This window comes from Streptococcus oralis (genome assembly GCF_965111685.1).
Classification (GTDB): Bacteria; Bacillota; Bacilli; order Lactobacillales; family Streptococcaceae; genus Streptococcus; species Streptococcus oralis_B.
The window spans coordinates 365,884-388,079 of the sequence record NZ_OZ217340.1; the positions used below are offsets into that span (position 1 = coordinate 365,884).

Consider the following 22,196-nt stretch of genomic DNA (forward strand, 5'->3'; position numbering starts at 1 on the left):
CTCAGCTTCTTTTATTTTCTACAAGATAATAGTTGGTCCGTAGAGACTTAGCTTGGTTTTGACTTGGTCAAAGTGGAAACGGTCATAGGCCCGCCAAGCGGAGCGAGTAGGAGCATCTGGATTGAGACCGCTGAGTCCCATGAGAAGACTGGAAGTCTGGTAAAATTTTTCCAGTTCAATCAAGAATCGATTATCCACTGTCTCAGTTTTAGAGAGAAAGTCAAGGATATTGTCCAGCTGCTCCTGAAAGCGGACATCGTCAGCTGTTGCCTGTTTGCAGACTTGGTAGGCTTTGTTTAAGTCAGTAATCAAAGTATGAGCTCTTTTAATAGGGTCTGTATCTGTCATGAGAATGCCTCCTTTGTGATGGTTCTAAAGCTGTTTCAAGTGATTGTCTTTCTATAATCATAGCTTATCACTTTTAATTCTTTTTTTATCTTCAAATCTTTAATTGTCATTGAAATTTCCTGAATGGTTATTGCAGGATTTTATGATAAAATAATTGTAAGATTATCATAGCCATTTTGCGAATGATTCGACACTTTAGGAATTTTTGAGAACCGTTTAGGATTTGGTGAAAAATAGTTTCTAGATTTATGCTATCCTCTTTTTAGGAGGTTTTATCCATGAACTACATTATCATCCAAAAAGAGAAAGAAATTTTCAAATTAAACATAGAGGATATCTACTATATCCAAACGCATCCAAGCAAAGCCCATACCGTGCAGATTGTTACAGAAAACGCTAGCTTTGATCTATTTCAAAATTTAAGCAATCTTGAGAAACAATATGGAGAAACCTTGACGAGATGTCATCGAAATTGTCTGGTTAACCTTGAACGGCTAAAATCCATGGATATCCAAAGAAAGACTCTTTTTCTTGGAGAAGAAGGTCGATATGCTGTTCAGTATGCCAGACGTCGCTATAGAGATATTCGCCAAAGATGGTTGAAACAAGGAGAATAAGAAGATGAGAATATTTGTTTTAGAAGATGATTTTTCCCAACAAGCTAGGATTGAAACGACGATTGAGAAACTTCTGAAAGAACAGCATATCATTCCCAGCTCTTTTGAAGTTTTTGGCAAGCCAGACCAACTTCTGGCAGAGATGCATGAGAAGGGAGCACATCAGCTATTCTTTTTGGACATTGAGATTCGAAATGAGGAGATGAAAGGCCTAGAAGTGGCAAGAAAGATTCGGGATCGAGATCCTTATGCCCTGATCGTCTTTGTGACGACTCACTCGGAGTTTATGCCCCTGTCCTTTCGCTACCAAGTGTCTGCTTTGGACTACATTGATAAGTCCTTGTCGGCAGAGGAGTTTGAGTCTCGTATCGAGACAGCTCTTCTCTATGCCGATAGTCAAGACAGTAAAAGCCTGGCGGAAGATTGCTTTTACTTTAAATCAAAATTTGCTCAATTCCAGTATCCTTTTAAAGAGGTTTACTATCTCGAAACGTCTCCTAGAGCCCATCGTGTTATTCTCTATACCAAGACGGATAGACTGGAATTTACGGCGAGCCTAGAGGAGGTTCTCAAGCAGGAGCCTCGTCTCTTGCAGTGCCACCGCTCTTTTCTCATCAATCCTGCAAATGTGGTGCATTTGGATAAGAAAGAAAAACTGCTTTTCTTTCCCAATGGTGGAAGTTGTCTAATCGCGCGTTATAAGGTTAGGGAAGTTTCTGAGGCTATCAATAATTTGCATTGAGCTAGGAGAATTTATGAATATTGCTTGGATATTATTGTATACACTTATTACTAATGGGATAGAAATTGTCATTTTCTTTAAGGTAGATGGAATTGATCTTACTTTCGAGAGGATTTTTAAGGCCTTTCTTCTGAAATTTCTCCTTGGGGCCATTTTTGCGACTTTTCAATTTTTAGCTGTGAGTGAATATTTGTCATATTTTATAGAACCTTTGTTTGGCATAGGGTTATCTTTCTTATTGTTAAGAGGGCTTCCTAAAAAACTCCTTTTCTTTTATGGTCTCTTTCCAATGATATTGGTGAATCTCTTTTATAGAGGTGTTTCTTATTTTGTTCTTCCATTTTTGGGACAAGGGCAAGTATATGACAGTTATTCATTTATTTGGTTATGTATAATGATTTTCAATTTCTTCATTTCTTTAGTCTTTTTGAAATGGTTGGACTATGATTTTACTAGTTTGAGAAGGGAGATTCTAGATAAAGGTTTTCAAAAGTCCCTGACTAAAATTAACTGGATAATGGGAACCTACTATCTAGTTATGGAAACTCTGTCTTTCTTTGAATATGAACAAAGCATTCAATCAAAGACTGTTCGCCATCTGATCCTAGTGTTTTACATGCTCTTTTTTATGGGGGTTATCAAGAAGCTGGATACCTATTTGAAGGAAAAACTTCAGGAGAAACTGAACCAAGAACAGGCCCTGCGCTATAGAGATATGGAACGGTATAGTCGGCATATAGAGGAGCTTTATAAGGAAGTTCGGAGCTTTCGTCATGATTATGCCAACCTCTTGACCAGCTTAAGCCTAGGCATTGAAGAGGAGGATATGGAGCAGATAAAAGAGATCTACGACTCCGTCTTGAAGGATTCTAGTGAAAAATTACAGGACAACAAATATGACCTTGGTAGATTGGTGAATATTCGGGATCGTGCCCTCAAAAGTCTCCTCGCAGGAAAATTTATAAAAGCCAGAGAAAAGGATATTGTCTTTAATGTCGAAGTTCCTGAGGAGATTCAAGTTGAGGGGATGAGTCTACTTGATTTTCTAACCATTGTGTCTATCCTTTGTGACAATGCTATTGAAGCTAGTGAAGAGGCCAGTCAACCTCATGTTTCAATCGCCCTTTTTAAAAATGGGGCACAGGAGACCTTTATCATTGAAAACTCCATCAAAGAAGAGGACATAGATGTTTCTGAAATCTTCTCTTTTGGAGTTAGTTCTAAAGGGGAGGAGAGAGGAGTTGGTCTTTATACCGTTATGAAGATAGTGGAAAGTTATCCCAATGCTAGTCTCAATACTATCTGTCAAAATCAAGTCTTTCGTCAGATACTTACTATGATGCATACAGAATGATGAAAATAAGACCGAGAGTTCTTGTATCTCGATCTTATTTTTTTATAGTTGTATTGGCTGATGAAGTCCTTGTGTGATGTTATGAGAATATCTATTAACGCTATATAAGAAATTTTCCCACCATCCTCCACCTGTAATCTGGTTGAGTTCAGTAGTTGTTAGTTCTTGAAATGAAGTTAGGTTTTGATTCTTATCCATGTTACGATTCTCCTTTTTGATAAGATAATAAATAGTTCTAGAGTGTTATCTGAAAATTAATCAGAATGTGTTAAAATTTTATCTTTGAAATAATCAAAATATGTTTTCTTTGCAGTTACACTAGTGACGCGACCTTGTAGGCCATATTGGATGAGTTTACTATCCTCATTAGATAGTTTTGCAAGAGCGGTTAATTTAAAGAGATTGCCTTGCTCTGTTCTGGTGGGAGTTTGATCAATGCTCTGAAGTTGACCGATGATGGTAATGCCGTGATTTCCAATCTTCTCAAGTTTTAATCTTACAGTTTGTCCTTTATCTAGTAAGGGGAGATGGTCAGATGATACGTAGTAAGTGATTAGTACTTCTCTTGTATCTGTTATAATAGGGAATATTTGAGCAATTTCTGTACCAGTTGGAATTCTATTTTTACCTTCAAATTCGCTGTTCAGATGAATGATACCTTTACTTGGAGCGGTTAAGGTATTGTTTTCCAAACGCTGTGTCGCTTGATCTAGTTGTACTTTTAATTCTGTTAATTGATTCTCCACGGTTAGTTGTTGCTGAGAAGCTGTTTGTAAAAACTGAGTGCGGAGTACTTCAATTTTGGTTTCTAAACTATTATCATAAGTTGCTACACTTCCGATACCAGCTTGCTGAATTTTGAGGCTTGCGATAGATGATTCAAGATTTGCAATACTTTGATTGATTTGAGATAAAAATGGCTCCTCTTCAGTTCCCTGTGTTTGTCCTTGTGAGGCTACAAGATAACGATTCAAAATTGACTGGTGTGGATTGCTGGTTGGTAAGCGTGCCCTTTTATTTATGATAGCATCTCTCAGCTCCTGATATTCTCCAATTTGTTGTTGCACTTTTGTAATTTCTTGTTCGATGGCTGATGAACTGCTATTGGCAAGATTAGCTTGATTTGAAACCTCAGTGTTAGTCTTTGTGATACCCAGTTCAATATCATGGGATTGTTTAGTAAAATTCATAAAGGTATTATGGTAGCCAAACTCATCCTCGCCAGAAAAAAGATCAGTCGCTTTTTCTAAGCTTTGTTTCAAAATTCCAAGTCCTTCTTTTTGCTTCTCAAGTCTTTGTAATTGAGTTTCTAAGGCAGTTTTCTGACTTTCTTCCATTGTTTCAGAGTATTTGATGAGTAAGTCACCTTTTTCAACTACTTGATTTGCCACTAAATGATTAGCAAGGATAGGATTATCACTTGTTGACTGAATAGATGCAATGACACTTGTAGGGGTGATTTCTCCTTGGGAAGTAACAGTAATCTCTTTTGTAGCAACGAGGGAGAAAATCAAGATGAAAGTAAACAGTAATGAAAGAGGTATAATTAATACTGTCGCATAATTATGGTAACGTCTCTGATAAAACTCGACGCTTCTAAAAAGATTAGGATTCATAACATTCTCCTTATTTGTTGAATAGATGATGGTAGAAGCCCTGCTCCTGCATTAACTCTTGATGACTCCCAACTTCAATGATTTTCCCCTGGTCAAGAACAATGACACTATTAGTTCGTTCGGCTATACTGAGACGATGGGCTACAAAGAGAATGGTTTTATCAGTTAGAGACATAAGATTATCTATAACTTTTTTCTCAGTCAAGACATCAAGACCGCTAGTAGCTTCATCTAGTATTAAAACAGGAGCTTTAGTTAGGAGAGCACGAGCGAGGGCTATTCGTTGCTTTTGTCCTCCTGATAGACCAGCTCCATCAGAGAGCTGAGTTTGATAGCCCATAGGCATTCTTTCAATATCTTGACGGATTTCAGCTAATTCACAAGCTTTTAGAATATCTTCTTGACTAATCATATTATTACCGCCCAAGGTTAAGTTTTCCAAGATAGATCCATTAAAGATATAGGCTTGTTGAGGTAGGTAATTAATATGACGGCGCAAGACTTTTTTGTCAATGTTTTTAATATCCTGATGATTGATGGAAATATGTCCTTTGCAGGGTTCAAAGAAATTGACAATCATTTTGGCTAAAGTTGTTTTACCAGAACCACTAACTCCAACTAGGCTAACCTTATCTCCTTGTTTAATCGTGAGATTAATATCTGTTAAAGTATCTCGTCCAAAACCATACTTATAAGAAAGGTCATCAAATTCAATATCGCCCATCAAAAAATGTGAATGAACAGGGTTTTCTTGAACTTGAAATTCAGATTCGACTAGATAGACTTCGTTCAAACGGTTATTAGCGACCTTCGCAGATTGGAGTTTGGTTTGGAGGTTGATAATATTTTCCATAGGAGTTGTAAAGTAAGAAAGGAGTGTGTTAAAGGTAATCAGCTGACCGATAGAAATTTTACTCGACATGACTAATTGAGCCCCAAACCATAGGATGAGTATATTAAGAACTAACTTTGTTCCTTGTTTTAAATTCGTTTGTAAAATAGAATATTTATTGAGTTTAAAGGATTTTTCCAAATAATCTACAAATTCGCTGTCTATATTTTGATAGCGATTTTCTTCACTCGTGAGCGACTTTATAGTTTCAATCCCGTTGATATCTTCGATAATGGCAGAGCTAACCATAGAATTACTTTGCATGACATCATGGTTCATTTTTTCGAAAGGCTTCATAAAGGAAAAGATGATGAACATGTATATAGGAATGGAAATAAGAGAAAGAAGGAAGAGATTAGGGTTTTGTGCCAGTAAGACGCCTCCTACAAGAATCAGAATAGAAACATCTAGAAAAAGAGAAAGAATGGTAGAAGCCAAGGCATCTATAATAGAGTTAGCATCTGTGAACCGTGAAATGATTTCTCCTGTACGACGTGTCGCAAAGAAAGACATAGGAAGTTCAAAAATATGGCGAATATAGGATAAAATCACATCAATGCTTAATCTCTGACTCAGAACAGTTAGGAGATAATCACGGGAGAAGCCCATGACTTGTTGGAGGATATAAGTGATAACTAGACCGATTGAGATGATTCCTAAAGTTGATTTCATCTGATTTGGGATATACTCATCCAAGATTCCTTGGAGATAATAAGAACCACCGATATTGATAATAGTGACCAATAAGCTTGAGAGAACAATGTAAGTAATGAGAGATTTTTGTTTGAAAATCAGAGGAAGGAAGCTTAGTAGACCATTCTTTTTATCTTTATGGGGTTGATAGCTGGGTTTTGGAGCTAGAAAAATAGCTACTCCAGTCCATTCAGAGAAAAAGCGTTCTTTTGACATTTTGGTGATTTTTACAGAAGGGTCAGGATCACCAATAATCAGATAGTCTTTCTTTGTTTGATAGACAACATAGTAATGTTGGAGTTTTCCTTCTTTGTTAACGTGAACAATAAATGGATAGGGGACATCACTCATGTCAAAGAGCGTTTGATCTGCTTGAACAGGCCTTGTTTCAAATCCCATTTCATCAGCGGCTTTTACAATGCCAAGAGCAGTCGTCCCTTCTTTATTGGTCTTTGCAAGTTCTCTCAAGTGAGCTAGAGAAAAATCTGAACCATAGAATTTAGCAATCGAGGCTAAGGCAGCAACACCACAGTCTCTAGCATCTATTTGTGGAACAAATGTACGTTTATAAGAAGTCATTGGCAATTCCTTTCATATAATATGATGAGTTTATTATGCCATAATAATAAGTTTATATTTTATGAAATCTTGAATTGTCATTGAAACTTCCTGAATGGTAAAAAAGTGATTAGAAATTATCTTTTTTTTTTTTTAAATTTAGAGGTGGTTTCAAATAAAAAAAGCTAATTCAAGACGTTTCGATGACTATTCAAGATTTGGATGAGAAATTTTAAAAAACAATGATATACTAAACTTGTCAAAGTTGCAACGGGACAAAAATTAAAAATAAAAAGGAGTATTTATCATGAATACAAAAATGATGTCACAATTTGAGATTATGGATACTGAAATGCTGGCTAGCATTGAGGGAGGAACAGTTAGTGCAGGGGAAGTTGCTCAGGCGACAGGAATTTGCACATTAGCAGGAGCAATGATTGGTAGTTTGATTGCACCAGGAGCTGGAACTTGGGCTGGAGGTATTTTAGGAGCACAATATTGCACAGGTATATGGGCTCTCGCTAGATCTTTATAGAAAAGGGGGTAGTTAATGAAAAGTGGTGAATTTAGGCTAATTTTAGCTCTTTTTACGTCTTTTTTTATAATAGGTGCGCTTGGAATAGTTCTAAATGTTACAATAAGCGAAGTTTTAGTTCTTTCTGTAGGTAGTGTGTTTTTTGAGTTGCTGATTCACTTATTAACGCATAATAAGAAGAGAGGAAACATTAGTTCTGAACTATGCTTTAATCGATACAAGCAATTTATTAAAAAGATTTCAGCACCTACTTTTTTTCTGTTACTACTATCAATTATCTTTGTTGTTATAAATGGCTATAAGTCATCTTCTGTATTATTTTATACTCATATATTTGTAGTATTATTCACAGTAGGATACATTATTTGCTCAAATAATATCGAATTACATATTTCAAAAAAGAAATGAGGTTACGTATGAATAAATTAAATATGCACTTTATGGAGTTAAAAAATGAAGAATTGTCCTGTGTTTTAGGTGGAGGACAACGTGAGGGAAATGCTGTTCTTTCGGGGGCGGCAGGTGCTGTAGAAGCGGCGATGTCTTGTGCTCCTGCTGGTCCGTATGTCATTGCAGCATGCGCTGTTGGTGGAGCAATCTATGGTGGATTTTGGGGTTATGTATTCGGTTCATAAATAGAATTCTTGTGTGGGAAGAATATTTATTTTGCATTGATTAGAATTGATTGATATTTTGTCTTCAAAATAAAATGCTACCAAATTTAATATTTGAATGTGTGTACTGGCCCCCAAAAGTTAGATTTTTCTGTCTAACTTTGGGGGCCAGTACAGTGTTAGCGTTTTACTTACAGTATATAATAATAAATTATTTTGAGACGTAGTAGTAAAGTGATTGAGCTATAGATATGATGAGGATGGAAATATGGAGAATGTTATAATGAATGTAGTTAATCATCTCTTGCTAAAGATTGAATGGATAGTAAGTAATATCTTTATAAAAATGAGCATACTTTGGATGCTTATTTGGTTTCTATACTATTTAAAGAGTGATTTAGCAATGTATTTCTTGTTTTTTGGAAATGGCTTTTTATTATTGCTAATAATTTTTCGATTTGCACTGTATCAAATTAAACTAGTAATGCAGAATGATATTAAGTAATTGTGTCTAGATCATATTTTGGGGAATCAGATTATAATCATTCTGGACGTTTTCAAGACTTTTTGGGATTTGTATAATAGAACTTGGTGAAGCTATCATAGCCTTTTGTGAAGGAACTGGATCTTTTTTCTACGATATAGAAAGTTGAGGTTCAAATGAAGCGTTATTTGATATGCGTAATTAGTTTTATAATGACGGTTTTAGTCCTAAAATTTTATTCGAATCAAATACTATTATTCATAAGTTTATTGCTATATTAGGTATTACTATGTATTACAGAGGCATTTTTAGAGAGTAAAAAAAATTCAAATCATTTCAGATTTTTAAATTTTATAATATTTGTATTTTTTTGACACAATAAAATTATCAAGTACTAGGAGGTATTCCATATGGATGGTATGCATCATTTGGATATATTTCAGATAACACTATTTGTAGGGATGGTTATCGATATACGCAATCGAATTGGAACTCTGGTAATTGTTAAATTAATGTTGAATCTGTAGTAAATGGTGTTGTATCACAAATGGCTATGGCAATAGCAGGAGCAGGTGGGAACAGACCTAGATAATAATAAGAGGGTATAGATATGAATCAACAGTTTAGAAGTCAATGTTTAGATGCAATTGTAAACTTTGAAACTAGCTTTAAAGAAATGAACTTACCTCAACAACAATATTTCCAAGCCTATAGTCTAGTTAGTAAAATAGTATCTGAAAAGAAATTAGACGGTGTTGCATTTGCTCAATCTTTCAGATATTTTTATGAATTCTTTAGTCGAGAATTATTTCCAGGGGGAATTGTTTTATCTGAACAAGCTCGTAAAGATTTTAGTAGGATATCAGACCTAGCAAATTCTACTGAGTTATTAAGAACAAATTATAGCCCTATTAAAATATTTTGGTAATTACAAAATTATATTAATTTCTACAATAGTAATTATTTATTTTGTGTATCCTTAAAATTTGTGATTTACCAAACTTTATAAAATTGTACAACAATAAAAAGTACCCAATGGTTTACTGAAATGTTTTCGACTAATATTAATTGATTCAAAAAATTTTCTCAATATTATATTCAAGGAGTCTGGGACAAAAGTCCAACCTTAAATGTAAAAAGCGAACAAAACGAGTTGTCTGACACTCAGAATTCTGTCTTGTTCGCTTTTTTGTCTAATCTATATTTTTTAAGAAAATCAAGAAGATGTCGTTTAAAATAATTCAATTCGTTTATTATAATTTAATCCTTTTATGAAAAAATTGAAAAGTGATGCTGTGCTAGTATTGTCAAAGATGTAATAAAACAAAAATTGGAAATAAAAAAGGAGATATTCATCATGAATACAAAAATGATGTCACAATTTGAGATTATGGATGCTGATATGCTTGCTTGCGTTGAAGGTGGAGATTGCAATTGGGGAGACTTTGCCAAAGCAGGTGTTGGAGGAGGGGTAGCAAGAGGTCTTCAACTAGGAATTAAAACAGGAACATGGCAAGGCGTTGCAACCGGTGCTGCAGGAGGAGCTATACTTGGAGGTGTAGCCTATGTAGCAACATGTTGGTGGTAATTATGGATTTTAAAAGTTTTATTATTGGTTTAGTAATTGGTGTATTTGGTCCTTATATGGATGATTTAATTAAAAAGATATTTTCAAAATCTCCCAAAAAGAATACAGATAGTACCCCTAAAAAATAAGTTCCTCCCCTGTATTTGCTAGCATAATCTACAGGGGAGTTTCTTGAATATTGTTTCGGCTGTCAAAATGATATGTGATAGCAGGATGAGAAGTTTATAAACAAGTTGATATCAATACAGTGTAAAGTGTCCAGCATGTTTTTCGTGCTTGCTTTTTTTATTAACAATTTAGGAGGTTTTGATGACCATTTATGATTTCAGTAATTCAAAATCAAAATGAGTGCTATACTAGGAGTGTAGAGGGTGTAGCTTATCTAAGATTAAGCACACATTTAGGAGGAAATTTTATGAAGAAAAAAATACTTATCATTTTCATCTTGTATCTGATCATGTCCATCTTTCTTTATCCGCTTAGGGAGAGTATTTGGTATCAGCTATTTTATACCATAGCCTATTTGATTGCAGTTAAGATCTATTTTGCTTTAATTAAAAAGAAAGGAGTAAAGAAATGAAAACTTTTCTTGCTAAAAAGCGGAATATCTTCCTCGCGAGATTGTTCCTAGGTCAGTTGCCCTTGCTTGTCTCTATTTAACTATTTCTATCTCGTCAGTTTTAAATTTTTCCTTGGTTTTCCATTTTCTTCTAGTGATTATTAACTTGGTTTCTGTTTTGGTCACTGTTTACCTCACTAGGGAAATGAGGATAAGAGAGTTTGAAGAAGATGATTTGGTTAGTCCTAGAACCAACTAACTTATGTTCATCGGATTGACAGGTCTTATTTCGATTATTGGTTTGTATAGAGGTATGACAGCAGCCGAATCCTACCAACAAATAATCGCCTATATTGGCGCTGTTCTCTGCTTAATTATCATGTTTCTGCTTATGTGGGGCTTGAGGTATTATAAAAAGTAGATGTTAATGAAGTATCAAAGGGTAAGTGTTTTCGAAATACTTACCTCTTTATACTGAAGTTTTTGCAATTCAAGACGTTTCGATGACAATTCAAGATTTGGATGAAAAATTTTAAAAAACAATGATATACTAAACTTATCAAAGTTGCAACGGGACAAAAATTAAAATAAAAAAGGAGTATTTGTCATGAATACAAAAATGATGTCACAATTTTCTGTTATGGATAATGAAATGCTTGCTTGCGTTGAAGGTGGAGATAATTCATACGGATTCTGGTATAGAATAGGTGGTTTAGTAAGAGATGGATTCGATTTGTATGTTGAAAATCAAAGAAGATTGCATGCGATGTGTCCACTGTGTATCTAGGGAGGTAATATCATGAAAAATAAATACTTTGAAACTTTAAGTGCAGAAGAACTAACACAAGTCCAAGGAGGCGGAATTCCTTGGTGGACTCCAATAATTCCTAATTACGACCAAATTCTGGGATCAATTTGTGGTTTCATAGATGGATTTAGCAGATCTACAAACAGGGGACAATGCTAAAAATCATCTAGACATTAAAGAAAGGATAAACTATGAAGAACATAAGTTTTATCTTTATAAAAGTGCTTACTTGCTTTTTACTTACTTTTGCCATTCAAGTTGTACCATTAACTGTTGTTAGACGATTTTATGACGGAGCGATGGGAGATGTGTTCAGTGTTGGTGTCTTCTTTTTAACTTTCTTTATTTGTTTAACCATTCTTGTATATCTCATTAAGAGATGGGGTGATGAGACTACTTTAGATTGCTTGCCAATCAAGTGGGTAGAATTGAAATGGATTGTTCTTGCTTATCTGGCTAATCTGGTTTTAGTAGTTGGTTTTATACTTTTCATGACCGTACTTGGAAAAGTCCATGATAATACAAGTTCTTTAAGCTTTTTTCAACATTTGGAAACAAGAGGTTTTCTGTACACATTTCTATTCTGGTTGTCAACTGCTTTTACTCAACCTCTTTTGGAGGAGATGCTCTTTAGAGGGATCATTTTAGGAACTTTAGAAAAATATTCTCCTATTTTTGCTGTTTTTCTTTCAGCTGTTCTTTTTGGATTTGCTCATGATGGAGAGATTATTTCTCAGCATCTTGTGACAGGAATTGTATTAGGGAGTCTCTATATAAAGCGGAGAAACCTGTATTCCTGTGTAGTTGTACATGGTTTGATGAATGCTACTGTTACCTGTCTCTTTTTTCTGGCTACTTAAGTTTTTAATAAGGTCACATAGCTATGTAGCAGAGGTTACATACGGTTTCTTGATATATTAGTATAAGAGAGGAGACTGGAAAAATATTTCTAAAAACACAACGTACTTCTAGTGAGATTGTTCCTAGGTCAGTTTCCTTTACTTGTCTATTTTTATCTCGTCAGTTTTTAAATTTTTCCTTAGTTTTCTAATTTCTTTTAGTGGTTATCAACTTGACTTCTATTTTGGCTGTTGTTTATCTCACTAGGGAAATGAGAGTGAAAAAATTTGAAGATGATGATTTGGTTAGTCCTAGAACCAATCAACTCATGTTTATAGATTGACAGGTTTTGTGTCTATTATCGCTTTGTATAGAGGTATCACAGCAGTAGAATTCTATCAGCAATTAATTGCCTATATCGGTGCCATCCTATGCTTGCTTATCATGCTTCTGCTCCTTTGGGATTTGAAGTATCATAAAAAGTAGGGGCTAATGCTAATAAAGTATAAAAGGGTAAGTGTTTTCGCAATACTTACCCTTTTATAATGAAGTTTTTGCAATTCAAGATGTTTCGATGACTATTCGAGATTTGGGTGAAAAAATTTAATAAACAGTGATATACTAAACTTGTCAAAGTTGAAACAGGACAAAAATTAAAAATGAAAAGGGGTATTCATCATGGATACAAAAATGATGGAACAATTTGAGGTTATGGATACAGAGATGCTTGCGAGTAAAGTAGGAGGAAAAACAATATACTACGGTAATGGTTTATATTGTGATAACTATAAAGGTTGCTGGGTAAACTGGCCTGAAGCTATAAATAAAATTCTTACTAATTCTATTGTTAATGGATTTTCAGGTGGGAATGCAGGTTGGAATTCGGGGGGGCCTCTATAATGAGAGGTTTAAAGTGGTTTTCTGGAGGAGTTGAAAGACGCCGTGAAGCTATCATCATATTAGAAGAACTTATTCAAAATATAAAATGTGATTCTCAACTTCTCCCTTTGAAAAATATATTGATTTCTTACGAATATGAATTAAAGAAAGGAAGTATATCGATTCCTTATACCCTTAGTCGAATGAACATTGAAATTTCAAATGTATTAATTGAAAATGCACTACATTTATCTGAAATTCAGTCTGATCAGATAAAAAAATTAAGAGAATTATCTAATATTAGATATGGATACTAGGGTATGGTATAGTTGATATGTTAATTATATTTTATATATTTCTAATATTTTTATTGTGACTCTGAATTTGAGTGAAAAAAATTAAAACAGTACTATACTAAACTTGTCATGGTTGCAACAGGACAAAAAACTCAAATTAAAAGATAAGTGTTTTTGAAATACTTACTTTTTTATGAAGTTTTGCAATTCAAGATGTTTCGATGACAATTCAAGATTTGGATGAAAAATTTTAAAAAAACAATGATATACTAAACTTGTCAAAGTTGCAACAAGACAAAAATAAAAAATATAAAAGGAGTATTTGTCATGAATACAAAAATGATGGAACAATTTGAGAGTATGGATACTGATATGCTTGCTTGCATTGAAGGTGGTAAAAAATTTGGTGATTGTGAAACTGCAATTGCTGCTGGAATTGGTGTAGGTGCTGTTTTTGGGGGTCCTTGGGGCGGTATAGGTTTAGGTATGGTAGCAGCCGCTTATTACTGTTAATAATTATTTGGACATTAGTATTTATAGTGATGTTAAACTGAATTTGGAGGTAAAAAAATGAATAAGGATAATATCAAGAAATTTGAAGTTGTTGATGTGGAGATACTCTCAACTGTTAATGGTGGAGACTGGCGTTGTGTAGTAGGAACAGCAGGAGGCGCTATATTTGGAGGTGCATTTGGAGGTCCTTGGGGTGCGCTTGGTGTAGGCACGGCGGCTAATATGTTTTTTTGTGCTACCCCTGTTAGTTGATACTTAATGAAAAACAAAGAATAAGCTAGAAGGCTGGTCACAGATAGCTCAAAATACTGTTTGTTGTGGATAAGGTTTACGAAGTCAGTAAAATATACCTACTGAAAGGTGGTGCCGATCTGGTTTGAAGGTTTTTTCGAAGAGTATAAACAACAGATAATTTATAGGTTAATGTAAAATTTAGAGTTTTTATAAAAGTTTTTAAAATTTTTGAAGTTTATGCTAAGTAATATTGATATTGCTGAATAGTTTAAATATAGGTTGGTCAATAGATAACACTCCAGTACTCTTGTTTAGAGTGGGAGGGATGTTAGTTAGTATTAGAATTAAAAAATTGCTTACTTATAATATATTAAAATAAAAGTGAAGGATGAAGTATCGATATGAAAAAGTATATAGATTATTTAGATTTATTTGCCCGAGTTGTAGTAATATTGATGTCTCTTTTTCTTTGTATAAGAGTACTCATGATTTCAACGGAATTATGGAAAAATATTGTGGTACTAGTGAGTACTCCTGTTACAATCTATAGTCTGATAAAACATAGATTAGATTATAAAGTATATAAAAATAAAGAACGTTCATAGTAAGAAAAAATTATGAAACTATAGAACTGGTTTGCTTAATGTGTAAAAAAACAGAATGATAGTAGATGTTCTCAAGTATTCATCTTTTTAATAGACCTTTGGTACAACTCAATTAAAAAGGGTAAGTGTTTTTGAAATACTTACCCTTTTATAATGAAGATTTTACAATTCAAGATGTTTCGATGACCATTTAAGATTTATATGAATTTGTAATCTTAAATAAGGTAAGATAAAGACAACAAATGTAAAGGAGTATTCTTATGAAGAAACAAAATATAAAATCGCTATTACTTGTGCCACTTGTATTTGCATCTATTACTACGGGTGTTGTATATGCAGAAGAACAGCCTACTACTTCATCTATCCAGACTAATGATAGTTCTCTTGTGGCACCAGATTTGCCACCGGCTAAGGAAAAGGTGGAGAATAAACCTGCCGTTGTAACTCCAGAAGAGTATGAACAGAATGTTGAGAACTTTAAAAAGATAGATATTGAAGCTGTTCGTCAATCTTTTACAGAGGATCAATTGGAACATACTATTTATTTTGGTAGAAAAACTTGCTCTCATTGTCGTCAATTTTCTCCTAAATTGAAAGAATTTAATAACTTGATTGAAAAAAAGTTAGAGTATTATGATTTGGATGGTAAGGATTTTGATGGGGAGGCGAGAGAGTTTCTATTTAAAAAAGTCGGTATTCCAGGAACACCAACAATTTTGTATTTAAGAAATGGACGTCCGATATCTGGATGGGTTGGTGGGGGAGCGACTGCACAACAGGTTTATGATTATATGTACTCGAGAAACTCACCTAAGCAAACGGAAACAATAGCATCGTCCAAGGAAACAGTAACTGAAAATGTGCATGATGAGAAAACCAGAAATGACAGCATGAGTACTAGTGATAAAGTTGTAAGTGAAAGTAAAGGTATGAGTGATGAAAAAAGAACCGAAATGAAAATATCCAATGATAATCCCAATTCTAATAGTGAAAATAGCGGGAAAGTGGAGAGTATAAACTCAACTTCCAAAGCTGAAACTACTCAATCTAGCGATTTAGCAATGTTAGACAATAAGAATCAATTGGAAACTCTCAAACCTATTTTTGATGCTGCTCAAGAAAATAAAACTCCTTTAACCGATGTTAAGGGGCCTGATTATGTAAGCCAATCTATTACTTCGAATGAAAAATTATTACCGAAAACAGGCGAGGAAGAAAGTTACCAACTGATTCGGCTAGCTGTCGCGTTTTTTATGGTTTCTATAATGATTAAAGTGAAACAAAAAATTCATAAATGAAAATAGATGGTAAACAGGTGCAATGATATTATTTGTTTGTAATAACATATGGCTAGAATTTGCCTATAGACAAGAGTGAAAGGGCAAGTATGTTTTTAATGCTTGCTTTTTAAATTTTTTAACAATTCAAGACGTTTCGATGGCCATTCAAGATTTGGATGAAAAAAATTAATAAACGATGATATACTAAACTTGTCAAAGTTGCAACAAGACAAAAATTAAAATTAAGATTAGAATGGAGGTATTCGTTATGGATACAAAAATGATACAACAATTTCATGAAATGGATATAACTTATGTTATCCAGTATTGAAGGAGGCAAGAATAATTGGCAAACTAATGTCTTAGAAGGTGGTGGTGCAGCTTTTGGTGGCTGGGGCTTAGGAACAGCAATTTGTGCTGCGAGTGGTGTTGGAGCGCCATTTATGGGAGCATGTGGATACATAGGAGCTAAATTTGGTGTGGCTCTTTGGGCAGGAGTAACAGGTGCAACGGGTGGATTTTGATAAAAGGAGATTTGTATGAATACTTATTATAATGTAGATGAAACAATGTTAAGTGAGATCTATGGAGGTAATTCCGGAGGAGCGGCTGTAGTTGCTGCTTTAGGTTGTGCAGCGGGTGGAGTGAAATATGGGAAGTTTCTAGGACCATGGGGCGCTGCAATAGGAGGAATTGGAGGAGCAGTGATTTGTGGATATTTAGCCTATAGTGCTACATCATAAAAATGGAAGCTATATTTTATGAAGGCTATATTCTATATTATTCTCTTCGCTTTCCAAACATATCTCATTTATCTATCTATAAGTACCTCTGATAAAAAACAAAAGACTATTGAATTAACATCATTGAATTGTTTTGTCATATTATTTCTAATCTATGATAAATTATTTTTTCTCTTCATTGCCTATGTTTTTTTGATAATTTTTATATTAAACTTGTTCCGTAACTGAAAAGTTATATACGATATGAATACAAAAATGATGTCACAATTTGAGATTATGGATACTGAAATGCTGGCTAGCATTGAGGGAGGAACTGATTGGGGAACAGTAGGAAAAGGAGCTGTCTATGGAGCAGGTATCGGAGTTGCTATGTGTGCGGTAGGAGGAGACTCCTTACTGGTGGTTCCACATGGGCTATGACTGCTGGCTGTGCTTGGGCTGGAGCTAAACTTGGTGGTTCTTTTACTGCAATTGCTGATAATATTTGGCCATAGAAGGGAATAGAAATTATGTTTAATTACAAAATAGTAGATAATCAAGAATTAAGTAATATTTCTGGAGGTGGATTGGGAGGAGATGTAGTTGTAGGAGCCTTGTCGGGTGCATTTCAGGCAGGACAATCTTGTATTGCTGGAGGCCCTCAAGCTTACTTGATTTGCGCAACAGGGGGCGCTATAGTAGGTGGCATTTTAGCTTATGGATTGAGACCACCAAAATAGTTTAAAAAAGGAATGGGTATTGATATGTTAAATGAAACTATGATTCAGCTTATACTCATTGCAATTTGTTGTGTGTACATTATTTTTAACACCAAGGCTGATAAAAACCCAAAGAGAGGATATCGTACAGCTTTGTACCTTTTCGTTATGGCTGGTATTATATCCTATATTATGAATTATCTGAACTGGTTAGATTTTTTCTTACTGATAACTCCGATAATGTGTCTATTTAAATTTGAAGATAAATGGAGTTAGCAACATTTGACACTTCAATAGGTTATTAACTATCCTTTGGCTCATTGTCAACTGTAGTGAGTTGAATAAAAGCTAAGATCGAGAAAGGACTAATTTCGTCCTTTCTTTTTTGAGTACGACGGGCATGACGTTTATTTGATGTGTAAGTCCTCCGTGTGCACCCGCTACCGGTGAATTCAATAGCGATTCTCAAACCTGACTATCGTGAGGTAGCGGGGAGAAGAAGGCATAGCGAAATCGTGGCTTAAAGAACAGGAATGTTATAGTAAAACACGTTTAGAGGATAAAGTGGCTTCACACTCTAAAGCACAAATAGGTATATTGATGGAAGAGTTAATCTATAGAGGATTACTTCAACACGCCTTTTTTAAACATTCGCGATTTAGCCTTGATTTGCTCCTTCCTTCCATTTTATTTGCACTTCCTCATTTTTCAAGCCTACCTAGTTTGTTAGATATTTCCGTCTTTGCAACATTTGGAATCATCCTTGCCGGTTTGACCCGCTATACCAAGAGCATTTATCCATCTTATGCGGTGCATGTTATCAATAATATTGTCGCGACATCACCATTTTTGCTGCCTTTTTTACACAGGATATTTAGCTAAAAATAGTGGAGTAAAAATAATTATCGATTTTAAGAAGAGACTGGGACAAAAGTCTAATCTTAAATATAAAAAGCGAACAAAATCAGTTATCTAACACTCAGAATTCTGTCTTGTTCGCTTTTTTGTCTAATCTATCGATTTTAAAAATTTATAATATAGAATTCCTAAAATCAAAATCTTTTTGTCCCAGTCTCTTCTTATTAGTTGATTGGGAAGATTGTGCTCTTTGAGCAATTCAAGACGTTTCGATGACAATTCAAGATTTGGATGAAAAAAATTAATAAACAGTGATATACTAAACTTGTCAAAGTTGCAACAGGATAAAATTAAAAATAAAAAGGAGTATTTGTCATGGATACAAAAATGATGGAACAATTTGAGATTATGGATACCGATATGCTTGCTTGCGTTGAAGGTGGCGGTTGCAATTGGGGAGATTTTGCCAAAGCAGGTATTGGAGGAGGAGCAGCAAGAGGTCTTCAACTAGGAATTAAAACAAGAACATGGCAAGGCGCTGCAACTGGTGCTGCGGGTGGAGCTATACTTGGAGGTGTGGCCTATGCAGTAACATGTTGGTGGTAATTATGGATTTTAAAAGTTTTATTATTGGTTTAGTAGTTGGTATATTTGGTCCTTATATGGATGATTTAATTAGAAGAATATTTTCAAAATCTCCCAAAAAGGATACGGATAGTACTCCCTAAAAAATAAATTTCTCCCCTGTATTTGCTAGCTTAATTTACAGGGGAGAAATTTATTTTTGTTTAGCCTGTCAAAATGATATGTGATAGCAGGATGAAAAGTCCGCAAACAAGTTGGTATCAATACAATATAAAGAGGAAAGTATGTTTTTCATGCTTGCTTTTTTTAATTTTTTTACAATTTAGGAAGTTTTGATGACCATTCATGATTTGGGTGAATTAAGCTCAAAAGGAGTGCTATACTAGTAGTGTAAAGGGTGTAGATTATCTAAGATTAAGCATACATTTAGGAGGAAATCTTATGAAGAAAAAAATATTTATCATTTTAACCTTGTATCTGATCATGTCCATCTTTCTTTATCCGCTTAGGGAAAGTATCTGGTATCTTCTGTTTTATACTATAGCCTATATGATTGCAGTTATGATCTATTTTGCTTTAACTAAAAAGAAAGGAGCAAAAAAAATGAAAATTTTTCTTGCTAAAAAACGGAACATCTTTCTTACGAGATTGTTCCTAGGGCAGTTGCCCCTGCTTGTCTCTACTTATCTATTTCTATCTCGTCAGTTTTTAAATTTTTCCTTAGTTTCCCAATTTCTTTTAGTGGTTATTAACTTGGCTTCTATTTTGGTCACTGTTTATCTCACTAGGGAGATGAGGATAAGAGAGTTTGAAGACGATGATTTGGTTAGTCCTAGAACCAATCAACTCATGTTCATCGGCCTGACAAGCTTTATGTCTATTATTTGTTTGTATAGAGGTATCACAGCGGAAGAATTCTATCAGCAATTAATTCTCTATATTTGTGCTATTCTCTGCTTGCTTATCATGCTTCTGCTCATTTGGGGATTGAAGTATTATAAAAAGTAGCTTGCCTTCCTCTTCTGATAGAATCTTTTATTAGAAGGCTCTATTAAACTGTCCGTGAAATAAGTGAATGGAGGTATTTAAAATGAAATATAGATTATTTCTTGTTATTTTCTTGAGTAGTATTTTGGATATTCTTTTAGGAACATTTTTACAAATCTCTAATGTATCGATTGGGTGGCTTGTTCTCTACAGTGCCTTGTTTGAAGCACGGATTTTTCTTCTTACCAATAAAGGGTTGACGGCACAAATCAAGGAGGCAGACATTCAAAACCGTTTTAAATTTATTTTTGGAAAAACGATATGGTTTCAAATTCTTTTGCTTATCTTTGTGATGGCCAAACTTTATCTTGGTTTGGATGTGAAGTTGATTTTATTTTACGGGCATATTTTCATTATCTTTAATGCCTTAATATATCTATTATCTAGTAGTCGGGTTAGTCTTAAAAAGAGCAAACTGTCCTCTTAATCTTGTAGCAGTAGAGCCCGACAAAGGGAGGTATTAGGCTAGTCGTTGTCTTGTAAATAGTAGGGGGATTTCTATGAAAAAACACTCTATTCTTTTCAAAACGAGTGCAATTCTTTCTTATTTGTTTTTGTTTTTTGGATTGTTTTGGACAACCCAATTTTGGAGCAATTATTGGGAGTTCTCGTCTTGGGTAGGAAATATTATCTGGATCCGAAACACCATCAGTGTTCTCTTTATCGGCTTGATGGTTTGGATTTTGGTCAGGTCGGGCCATGATTATCTCTTTCGCATCCCTAGGAAAAAGTGGTTGAGCTATTCTGTTCTGACGGTGTTAGTAGCTGTCGTGCTGATATGCTTTAACTATCTGACAGCTAAACACGTTCAGGGGACAAACGAAGGTTGGAATTTATTTATTGCCTATAGTGAGACCAATTTTGCGGAGTTCGGTGTTTACCTAACTTTAATAGTACTAGGACCTCTGATGGAAGAATTGGTGTGTAGAGGACTGCTTCAGCATGCCTTCTTTAAGAATTCGAGATGGGGGCTGGATCTTCTCTTTCCTTCACTCCTATTTTCCTTGCCTCACTTTTCTAGCTTGCCAAGTCTCGCAGATATTTTTGTCTATACGACAGTGGGCTTTCTATTTGCCTATCTGACACGTTATACGAAGAGTATCTATCCTTCTTATGCGATTCATATTGTTAATAATATCATCGCAAACTTACCATTTTTGCTCACTTTTCTACATAGGGTCTTGGGGTGAAAAAACCAAAAGGTTTACTTTTCAGCAATAGAGGAGTTCATCATGTATAAACACTTATTTTTTCTAGATTCAAAAACTTTAGACTGGTTGACACCTTATATTCTAGTCTTGGCTGCTGACACCATTGCCTTTAATGTTTTTGTGCTAACCTTTATATCTGTTGTGATCTTTTATTTCCTAAATCCCATGTTAGCTTTAATGGCTATATTATTAGGGGTTGGTTATGTGGTCGGATTTTGGTTACTAAAATGGTTTGTTTTGGAAAGACTAGAGCTCAAGGATGACTTGTAGGGAAGTTTGTTTGTTGAGGAGGATAGCTTTATGGCCATTTTCAATAAGTGCCACGCCTTGTTTTTGGGATTTTTAGTCTTTGCAATCGTTGGTACAGCGGGTTATTCCGTCAATCAAGGAGATTATTTTCAACACCAGTACACATTCATTATTATAAAGAGTCTCTTGCTTTTCCTTAGTTTTGTCTATGCGAAATGGTTCGATATGATTTCTTTTGGGATTTTAAGCAAGAAACAACTCTTGCTGTTCATTGGAATCTTTCTTCTTACGGTGCTGGTAAATATAGGCTATCATGCTTTTTTCTCAGTTGTTTCTGGTGCCTCGGCTCAACACCTTGAGGAAACGAGTAAAGGACTTTCGCTTTCCTTTATCGTAAGTGTTACAGTTTTGGGACCAATCCAGGAGGAACTCATGTTCAGAGGACTTCTTCAGGGGGCTATATTTGAAAATTCTTGGTTAGGGCTTGTACTGACTTCCTCTCTCTTTTCTTTCATGCATGAACCTTACGATGTGCCTTCGTTTTTCTATTATCTACTTGGGGGCTTGTTGCTGGGCTTTGTTTATAAAAAGAGCCAAAATTTGTGGGTTTCTACTCTAGTCCACATGTCTTACAACAGTTTGCCATTTTTAACTTATTTCTAAAAATCATGAAAAGGTAAGCAGAAGACGGTGCTTGCCTTTTTTAAGCTATAATGATAGCCTGAGCCAATTGAGATGCTTTTCTTTGAG

Annotated in this window: 30 protein-coding genes and 5 pseudogenes; 31 read left to right on the forward strand and 4 right to left on the reverse strand. The window is 34.7% G+C overall.

All coding sequences use genetic code 11. The features are described from left to right. Nucleotides 1-18: 18 nt before the first annotated feature. The gene (locus ACLV7H_RS01915; RefSeq protein ID WP_411866219.1) at nucleotides 19-348 is read right to left on the reverse strand and encodes a helicase BlpT; all 330 of its coding nucleotides are present in this window, start codon (nucleotides 346-348) and stop codon (nucleotides 19-21) included. A gap of 278 nt (nucleotides 349-626) precedes the next feature. Here ACLV7H_RS01915 and ACLV7H_RS01920 point away from each other — a divergent pair, with 278 nt between their 5' ends. The 3 genes from ACLV7H_RS01920 to ACLV7H_RS01930 are packed head-to-tail and all read left to right on the forward strand — an operon-like array spanning nucleotide 627 to nucleotide 3,061. Then, the gene (locus ACLV7H_RS01920) at nucleotides 627-965 is read left to right on the forward strand and encodes a LytTR family DNA-binding domain-containing protein (protein WP_001106571.1); all 339 of its coding nucleotides are present in this window, start codon (nucleotides 627-629) and stop codon (nucleotides 963-965) included. A gap of 4 nt (nucleotides 966-969) precedes the next feature. Then, the gene (locus ACLV7H_RS01925) at nucleotides 970-1,707 is read left to right on the forward strand and encodes a response regulator transcription factor (protein WP_045591846.1); all 738 of its coding nucleotides are present in this window, start codon (nucleotides 970-972) and stop codon (nucleotides 1,705-1,707) included. Nucleotides 1,708-1,720: 13 nt separating this feature from the next. Then, the gene (locus ACLV7H_RS01930; RefSeq protein WP_411866220.1) at nucleotides 1,721-3,061 is read left to right on the forward strand and encodes a sensor histidine kinase; all 1,341 of its coding nucleotides are present in this window, start codon (nucleotides 1,721-1,723) and stop codon (nucleotides 3,059-3,061) included. A 42-nt stretch (nucleotides 3,062-3,103) separates the two neighbouring features. Here the strand turns inward: ACLV7H_RS01930 and blpC are convergent, their stop codons facing one another. Genes blpC through blpA form a run of 3 tightly spaced genes read right to left on the reverse strand, consistent with a single transcriptional unit; the run spans nucleotide 3,104 to nucleotide 6,841 of the window. Further along, on the reverse strand, nucleotides 3,104-3,259 hold the full coding sequence (blpC, locus tag ACLV7H_RS01935) for a quorum-sensing system pheromone BlpC (RefSeq protein ID WP_000360258.1): 156 nt from the start codon (nucleotides 3,257-3,259) through the stop codon (nucleotides 3,104-3,106). A gap of 56 nt (nucleotides 3,260-3,315) precedes the next feature. Beyond that, nucleotides 3,316-4,677: a bacteriocin secretion accessory protein gene (locus ACLV7H_RS01940; RefSeq protein ID WP_268719322.1), complete on the reverse strand. Its 1,362-nt coding sequence runs from the start codon at nucleotides 4,675-4,677 to the stop codon at nucleotides 3,316-3,318. Nucleotides 4,678-4,687: 10 nt separating this feature from the next. Beyond that, the gene (gene blpA / locus ACLV7H_RS01945) at nucleotides 4,688-6,841 is read right to left on the reverse strand and encodes a peptide cleavage/export ABC transporter BlpA (RefSeq protein WP_045591842.1); all 2,154 of its coding nucleotides are present in this window, start codon (nucleotides 6,839-6,841) and stop codon (nucleotides 4,688-4,690) included. A 286-nt stretch (nucleotides 6,842-7,127) separates the two neighbouring features. On the opposite strand from blpA, the gene ACLV7H_RS01950 reads away from it, so the two are divergent. The 28 genes and pseudogenes from ACLV7H_RS01950 (at nucleotide 7,128) to ACLV7H_RS02085 (ending at nucleotide 22,109) form a co-directional block, all read left to right on the forward strand. Beyond that, nucleotides 7,128-7,355, forward strand: a complete 228-nt coding sequence (locus tag ACLV7H_RS01950; protein WP_045591840.1) for a bacteriocin class II family protein — start codon at nucleotides 7,128-7,130, stop codon at nucleotides 7,353-7,355. Nucleotides 7,356-7,370: 15 nt separating this feature from the next. Beyond that, complete coding sequence (locus ACLV7H_RS01955) at nucleotides 7,371-7,763, forward strand: hypothetical protein (protein WP_045591838.1); 393 nt, start codon at nucleotides 7,371-7,373, stop codon at nucleotides 7,761-7,763. Between the two features lie 8 nt (nucleotides 7,764-7,771). Beyond that, on the forward strand, nucleotides 7,772-7,990 hold the full coding sequence (locus ACLV7H_RS01960; protein ID WP_024056799.1) for a Blp family class II bacteriocin: 219 nt from the start codon (nucleotides 7,772-7,774) through the stop codon (nucleotides 7,988-7,990). A gap of 1,073 nt (nucleotides 7,991-9,063) precedes the next feature. Then, nucleotides 9,064-9,381, forward strand: a complete 318-nt coding sequence (locus ACLV7H_RS01965; protein ID WP_236682220.1) for a hypothetical protein — start codon at nucleotides 9,064-9,066, stop codon at nucleotides 9,379-9,381. Nucleotides 9,382-9,810: 429 nt separating this feature from the next. Then, nucleotides 9,811-10,041 (forward strand): Blp family class II bacteriocin, encoded by a 231-nt coding sequence (locus ACLV7H_RS01970; protein ID WP_045591835.1) that lies wholly within the window; start codon nucleotides 9,811-9,813, stop codon nucleotides 10,039-10,041. A 2-nt stretch (nucleotides 10,042-10,043) separates the two neighbouring features. Next, entirely contained in the window at nucleotides 10,044-10,169 is a 126-nt protein-coding gene (locus ACLV7H_RS01975) for a PncF family bacteriocin immunity protein (RefSeq protein ID WP_045591870.1), read from the forward strand. Between the two features lie 448 nt (nucleotides 10,170-10,617). Next, nucleotides 10,618-11,021, forward strand: a pseudogene (locus tag ACLV7H_RS01980) (immunity protein). A gap of 186 nt (nucleotides 11,022-11,207) precedes the next feature. Next, a complete protein-coding gene (locus ACLV7H_RS01985) occupies nucleotides 11,208-11,387 on the forward strand; it encodes a bacteriocin class II family protein (protein WP_411866221.1) in 180 nt (59 codons plus the stop codon). A gap of 12 nt (nucleotides 11,388-11,399) precedes the next feature. Further along, nucleotides 11,400-11,567 (forward strand): bacteriocin, encoded by a 168-nt coding sequence (locus tag ACLV7H_RS01990; RefSeq protein WP_152906313.1) that lies wholly within the window; start codon nucleotides 11,400-11,402, stop codon nucleotides 11,565-11,567. A gap of 32 nt (nucleotides 11,568-11,599) precedes the next feature. Then, entirely contained in the window at nucleotides 11,600-12,268 is a 669-nt protein-coding gene (locus tag ACLV7H_RS01995; protein ID WP_049537855.1) for a CPBP family intramembrane glutamic endopeptidase, read from the forward strand. Nucleotides 12,269-12,519: 251 nt separating this feature from the next. Beyond that, a pseudogene (locus tag ACLV7H_RS02000) lies at nucleotides 12,520-12,734 on the forward strand (hypothetical protein). Between the two features lie 192 nt (nucleotides 12,735-12,926). Continuing rightward, a complete protein-coding gene (locus ACLV7H_RS02005) occupies nucleotides 12,927-13,148 on the forward strand; it encodes a leucocin A/sakacin P family class II bacteriocin (protein WP_411866222.1) in 222 nt (73 codons plus the stop codon). Continuing rightward, the gene (locus tag ACLV7H_RS02010) at nucleotides 13,148-13,444 is read left to right on the forward strand and encodes a bacteriocin immunity protein (RefSeq protein ID WP_049537857.1); all 297 of its coding nucleotides are present in this window, start codon (nucleotides 13,148-13,150) and stop codon (nucleotides 13,442-13,444) included. The genes ACLV7H_RS02005 and ACLV7H_RS02010 overlap by 1 nt, the downstream gene beginning before the upstream one ends. Before the next feature lie 306 nt (nucleotides 13,445-13,750). After that, on the forward strand, nucleotides 13,751-13,936 hold the full coding sequence (locus ACLV7H_RS02015) for a bacteriocin class II family protein (RefSeq protein WP_049537858.1): 186 nt from the start codon (nucleotides 13,751-13,753) through the stop codon (nucleotides 13,934-13,936). Nucleotides 13,937-13,993: 57 nt separating this feature from the next. Continuing rightward, a complete protein-coding gene (locus tag ACLV7H_RS02020) occupies nucleotides 13,994-14,188 on the forward strand; it encodes a Blp family class II bacteriocin (RefSeq protein WP_049537859.1) in 195 nt (64 codons plus the stop codon). An 847-nt stretch (nucleotides 14,189-15,035) separates the two neighbouring features. Then, the gene (locus ACLV7H_RS02025) at nucleotides 15,036-16,073 is read left to right on the forward strand and encodes a thioredoxin domain-containing protein (RefSeq protein WP_411866223.1); all 1,038 of its coding nucleotides are present in this window, start codon (nucleotides 15,036-15,038) and stop codon (nucleotides 16,071-16,073) included. A 250-nt stretch (nucleotides 16,074-16,323) separates the two neighbouring features. Beyond that, nucleotides 16,324-16,579: pseudogene (gene blpM / locus ACLV7H_RS02030) on the forward strand (two-peptide bacteriocin subunit BlpM). Between the two features lie 15 nt (nucleotides 16,580-16,594). Beyond that, nucleotides 16,595-16,798, forward strand: a complete 204-nt coding sequence (locus ACLV7H_RS02035) for a Blp family class II bacteriocin (protein ID WP_198459247.1) — start codon at nucleotides 16,595-16,597, stop codon at nucleotides 16,796-16,798. Between the two features lie 243 nt (nucleotides 16,799-17,041). After that, nucleotides 17,042-17,292: pseudogene (locus ACLV7H_RS02040) on the forward strand (Blp family class II bacteriocin). Between the two features lie 15 nt (nucleotides 17,293-17,307). Next, nucleotides 17,308-17,517, forward strand: coding sequence for a Blp family class II bacteriocin (locus ACLV7H_RS02045; RefSeq protein ID WP_000483697.1), 210 nt, complete (start codon nucleotides 17,308-17,310; stop codon nucleotides 17,515-17,517). 576 nt (nucleotides 17,518-18,093) lie between these two features. Continuing rightward, a pseudogene (locus tag ACLV7H_RS02050) lies at nucleotides 18,094-18,378 on the forward strand (lysostaphin resistance A-like protein); the annotation flags it as partial. Between the two features lie 351 nt (nucleotides 18,379-18,729). Further along, nucleotides 18,730-18,960, forward strand: coding sequence for a bacteriocin-like peptide BlpU (gene blpU / locus ACLV7H_RS02055; RefSeq protein ID WP_411866224.1), 231 nt, complete (start codon nucleotides 18,730-18,732; stop codon nucleotides 18,958-18,960). Between the two features lie 2 nt (nucleotides 18,961-18,962). Next, nucleotides 18,963-19,082 carry a PncF family bacteriocin immunity protein gene (locus tag ACLV7H_RS02060; RefSeq protein ID WP_411866225.1) on the forward strand — a complete coding sequence of 40 codons (120 nt, stop codon included), beginning with the start codon at nucleotides 18,963-18,965 and terminating at the stop codon, nucleotides 19,080-19,082. Nucleotides 19,083-19,542: 460 nt separating this feature from the next. Beyond that, nucleotides 19,543-19,947 (forward strand): hypothetical protein, encoded by a 405-nt coding sequence (locus ACLV7H_RS02065; protein ID WP_049537868.1) that lies wholly within the window; start codon nucleotides 19,543-19,545, stop codon nucleotides 19,945-19,947. 82 nt (nucleotides 19,948-20,029) lie between these two features. Continuing rightward, on the forward strand, nucleotides 20,030-20,413 hold the full coding sequence (locus ACLV7H_RS02070) for an immunity protein (RefSeq protein WP_411866226.1): 384 nt from the start codon (nucleotides 20,030-20,032) through the stop codon (nucleotides 20,411-20,413). 73 nt (nucleotides 20,414-20,486) lie between these two features. Next, nucleotides 20,487-21,176: a lysostaphin resistance A-like protein gene (locus ACLV7H_RS02075; protein ID WP_411866227.1), complete on the forward strand. Its 690-nt coding sequence runs from the start codon at nucleotides 20,487-20,489 to the stop codon at nucleotides 21,174-21,176. A 42-nt stretch (nucleotides 21,177-21,218) separates the two neighbouring features. Continuing rightward, entirely contained in the window at nucleotides 21,219-21,467 is a 249-nt protein-coding gene (blpZ, locus tag ACLV7H_RS02080) for an immunity protein BlpZ (protein WP_411866228.1), read from the forward strand. Nucleotides 21,468-21,497: 30 nt separating this feature from the next. Further along, nucleotides 21,498-22,109 carry a CPBP family intramembrane glutamic endopeptidase gene (locus ACLV7H_RS02085; RefSeq protein WP_045591828.1) on the forward strand — a complete coding sequence of 204 codons (612 nt, stop codon included), beginning with the start codon at nucleotides 21,498-21,500 and terminating at the stop codon, nucleotides 22,107-22,109. Nucleotides 22,110-22,196: the final 87 nt, after the last annotated feature.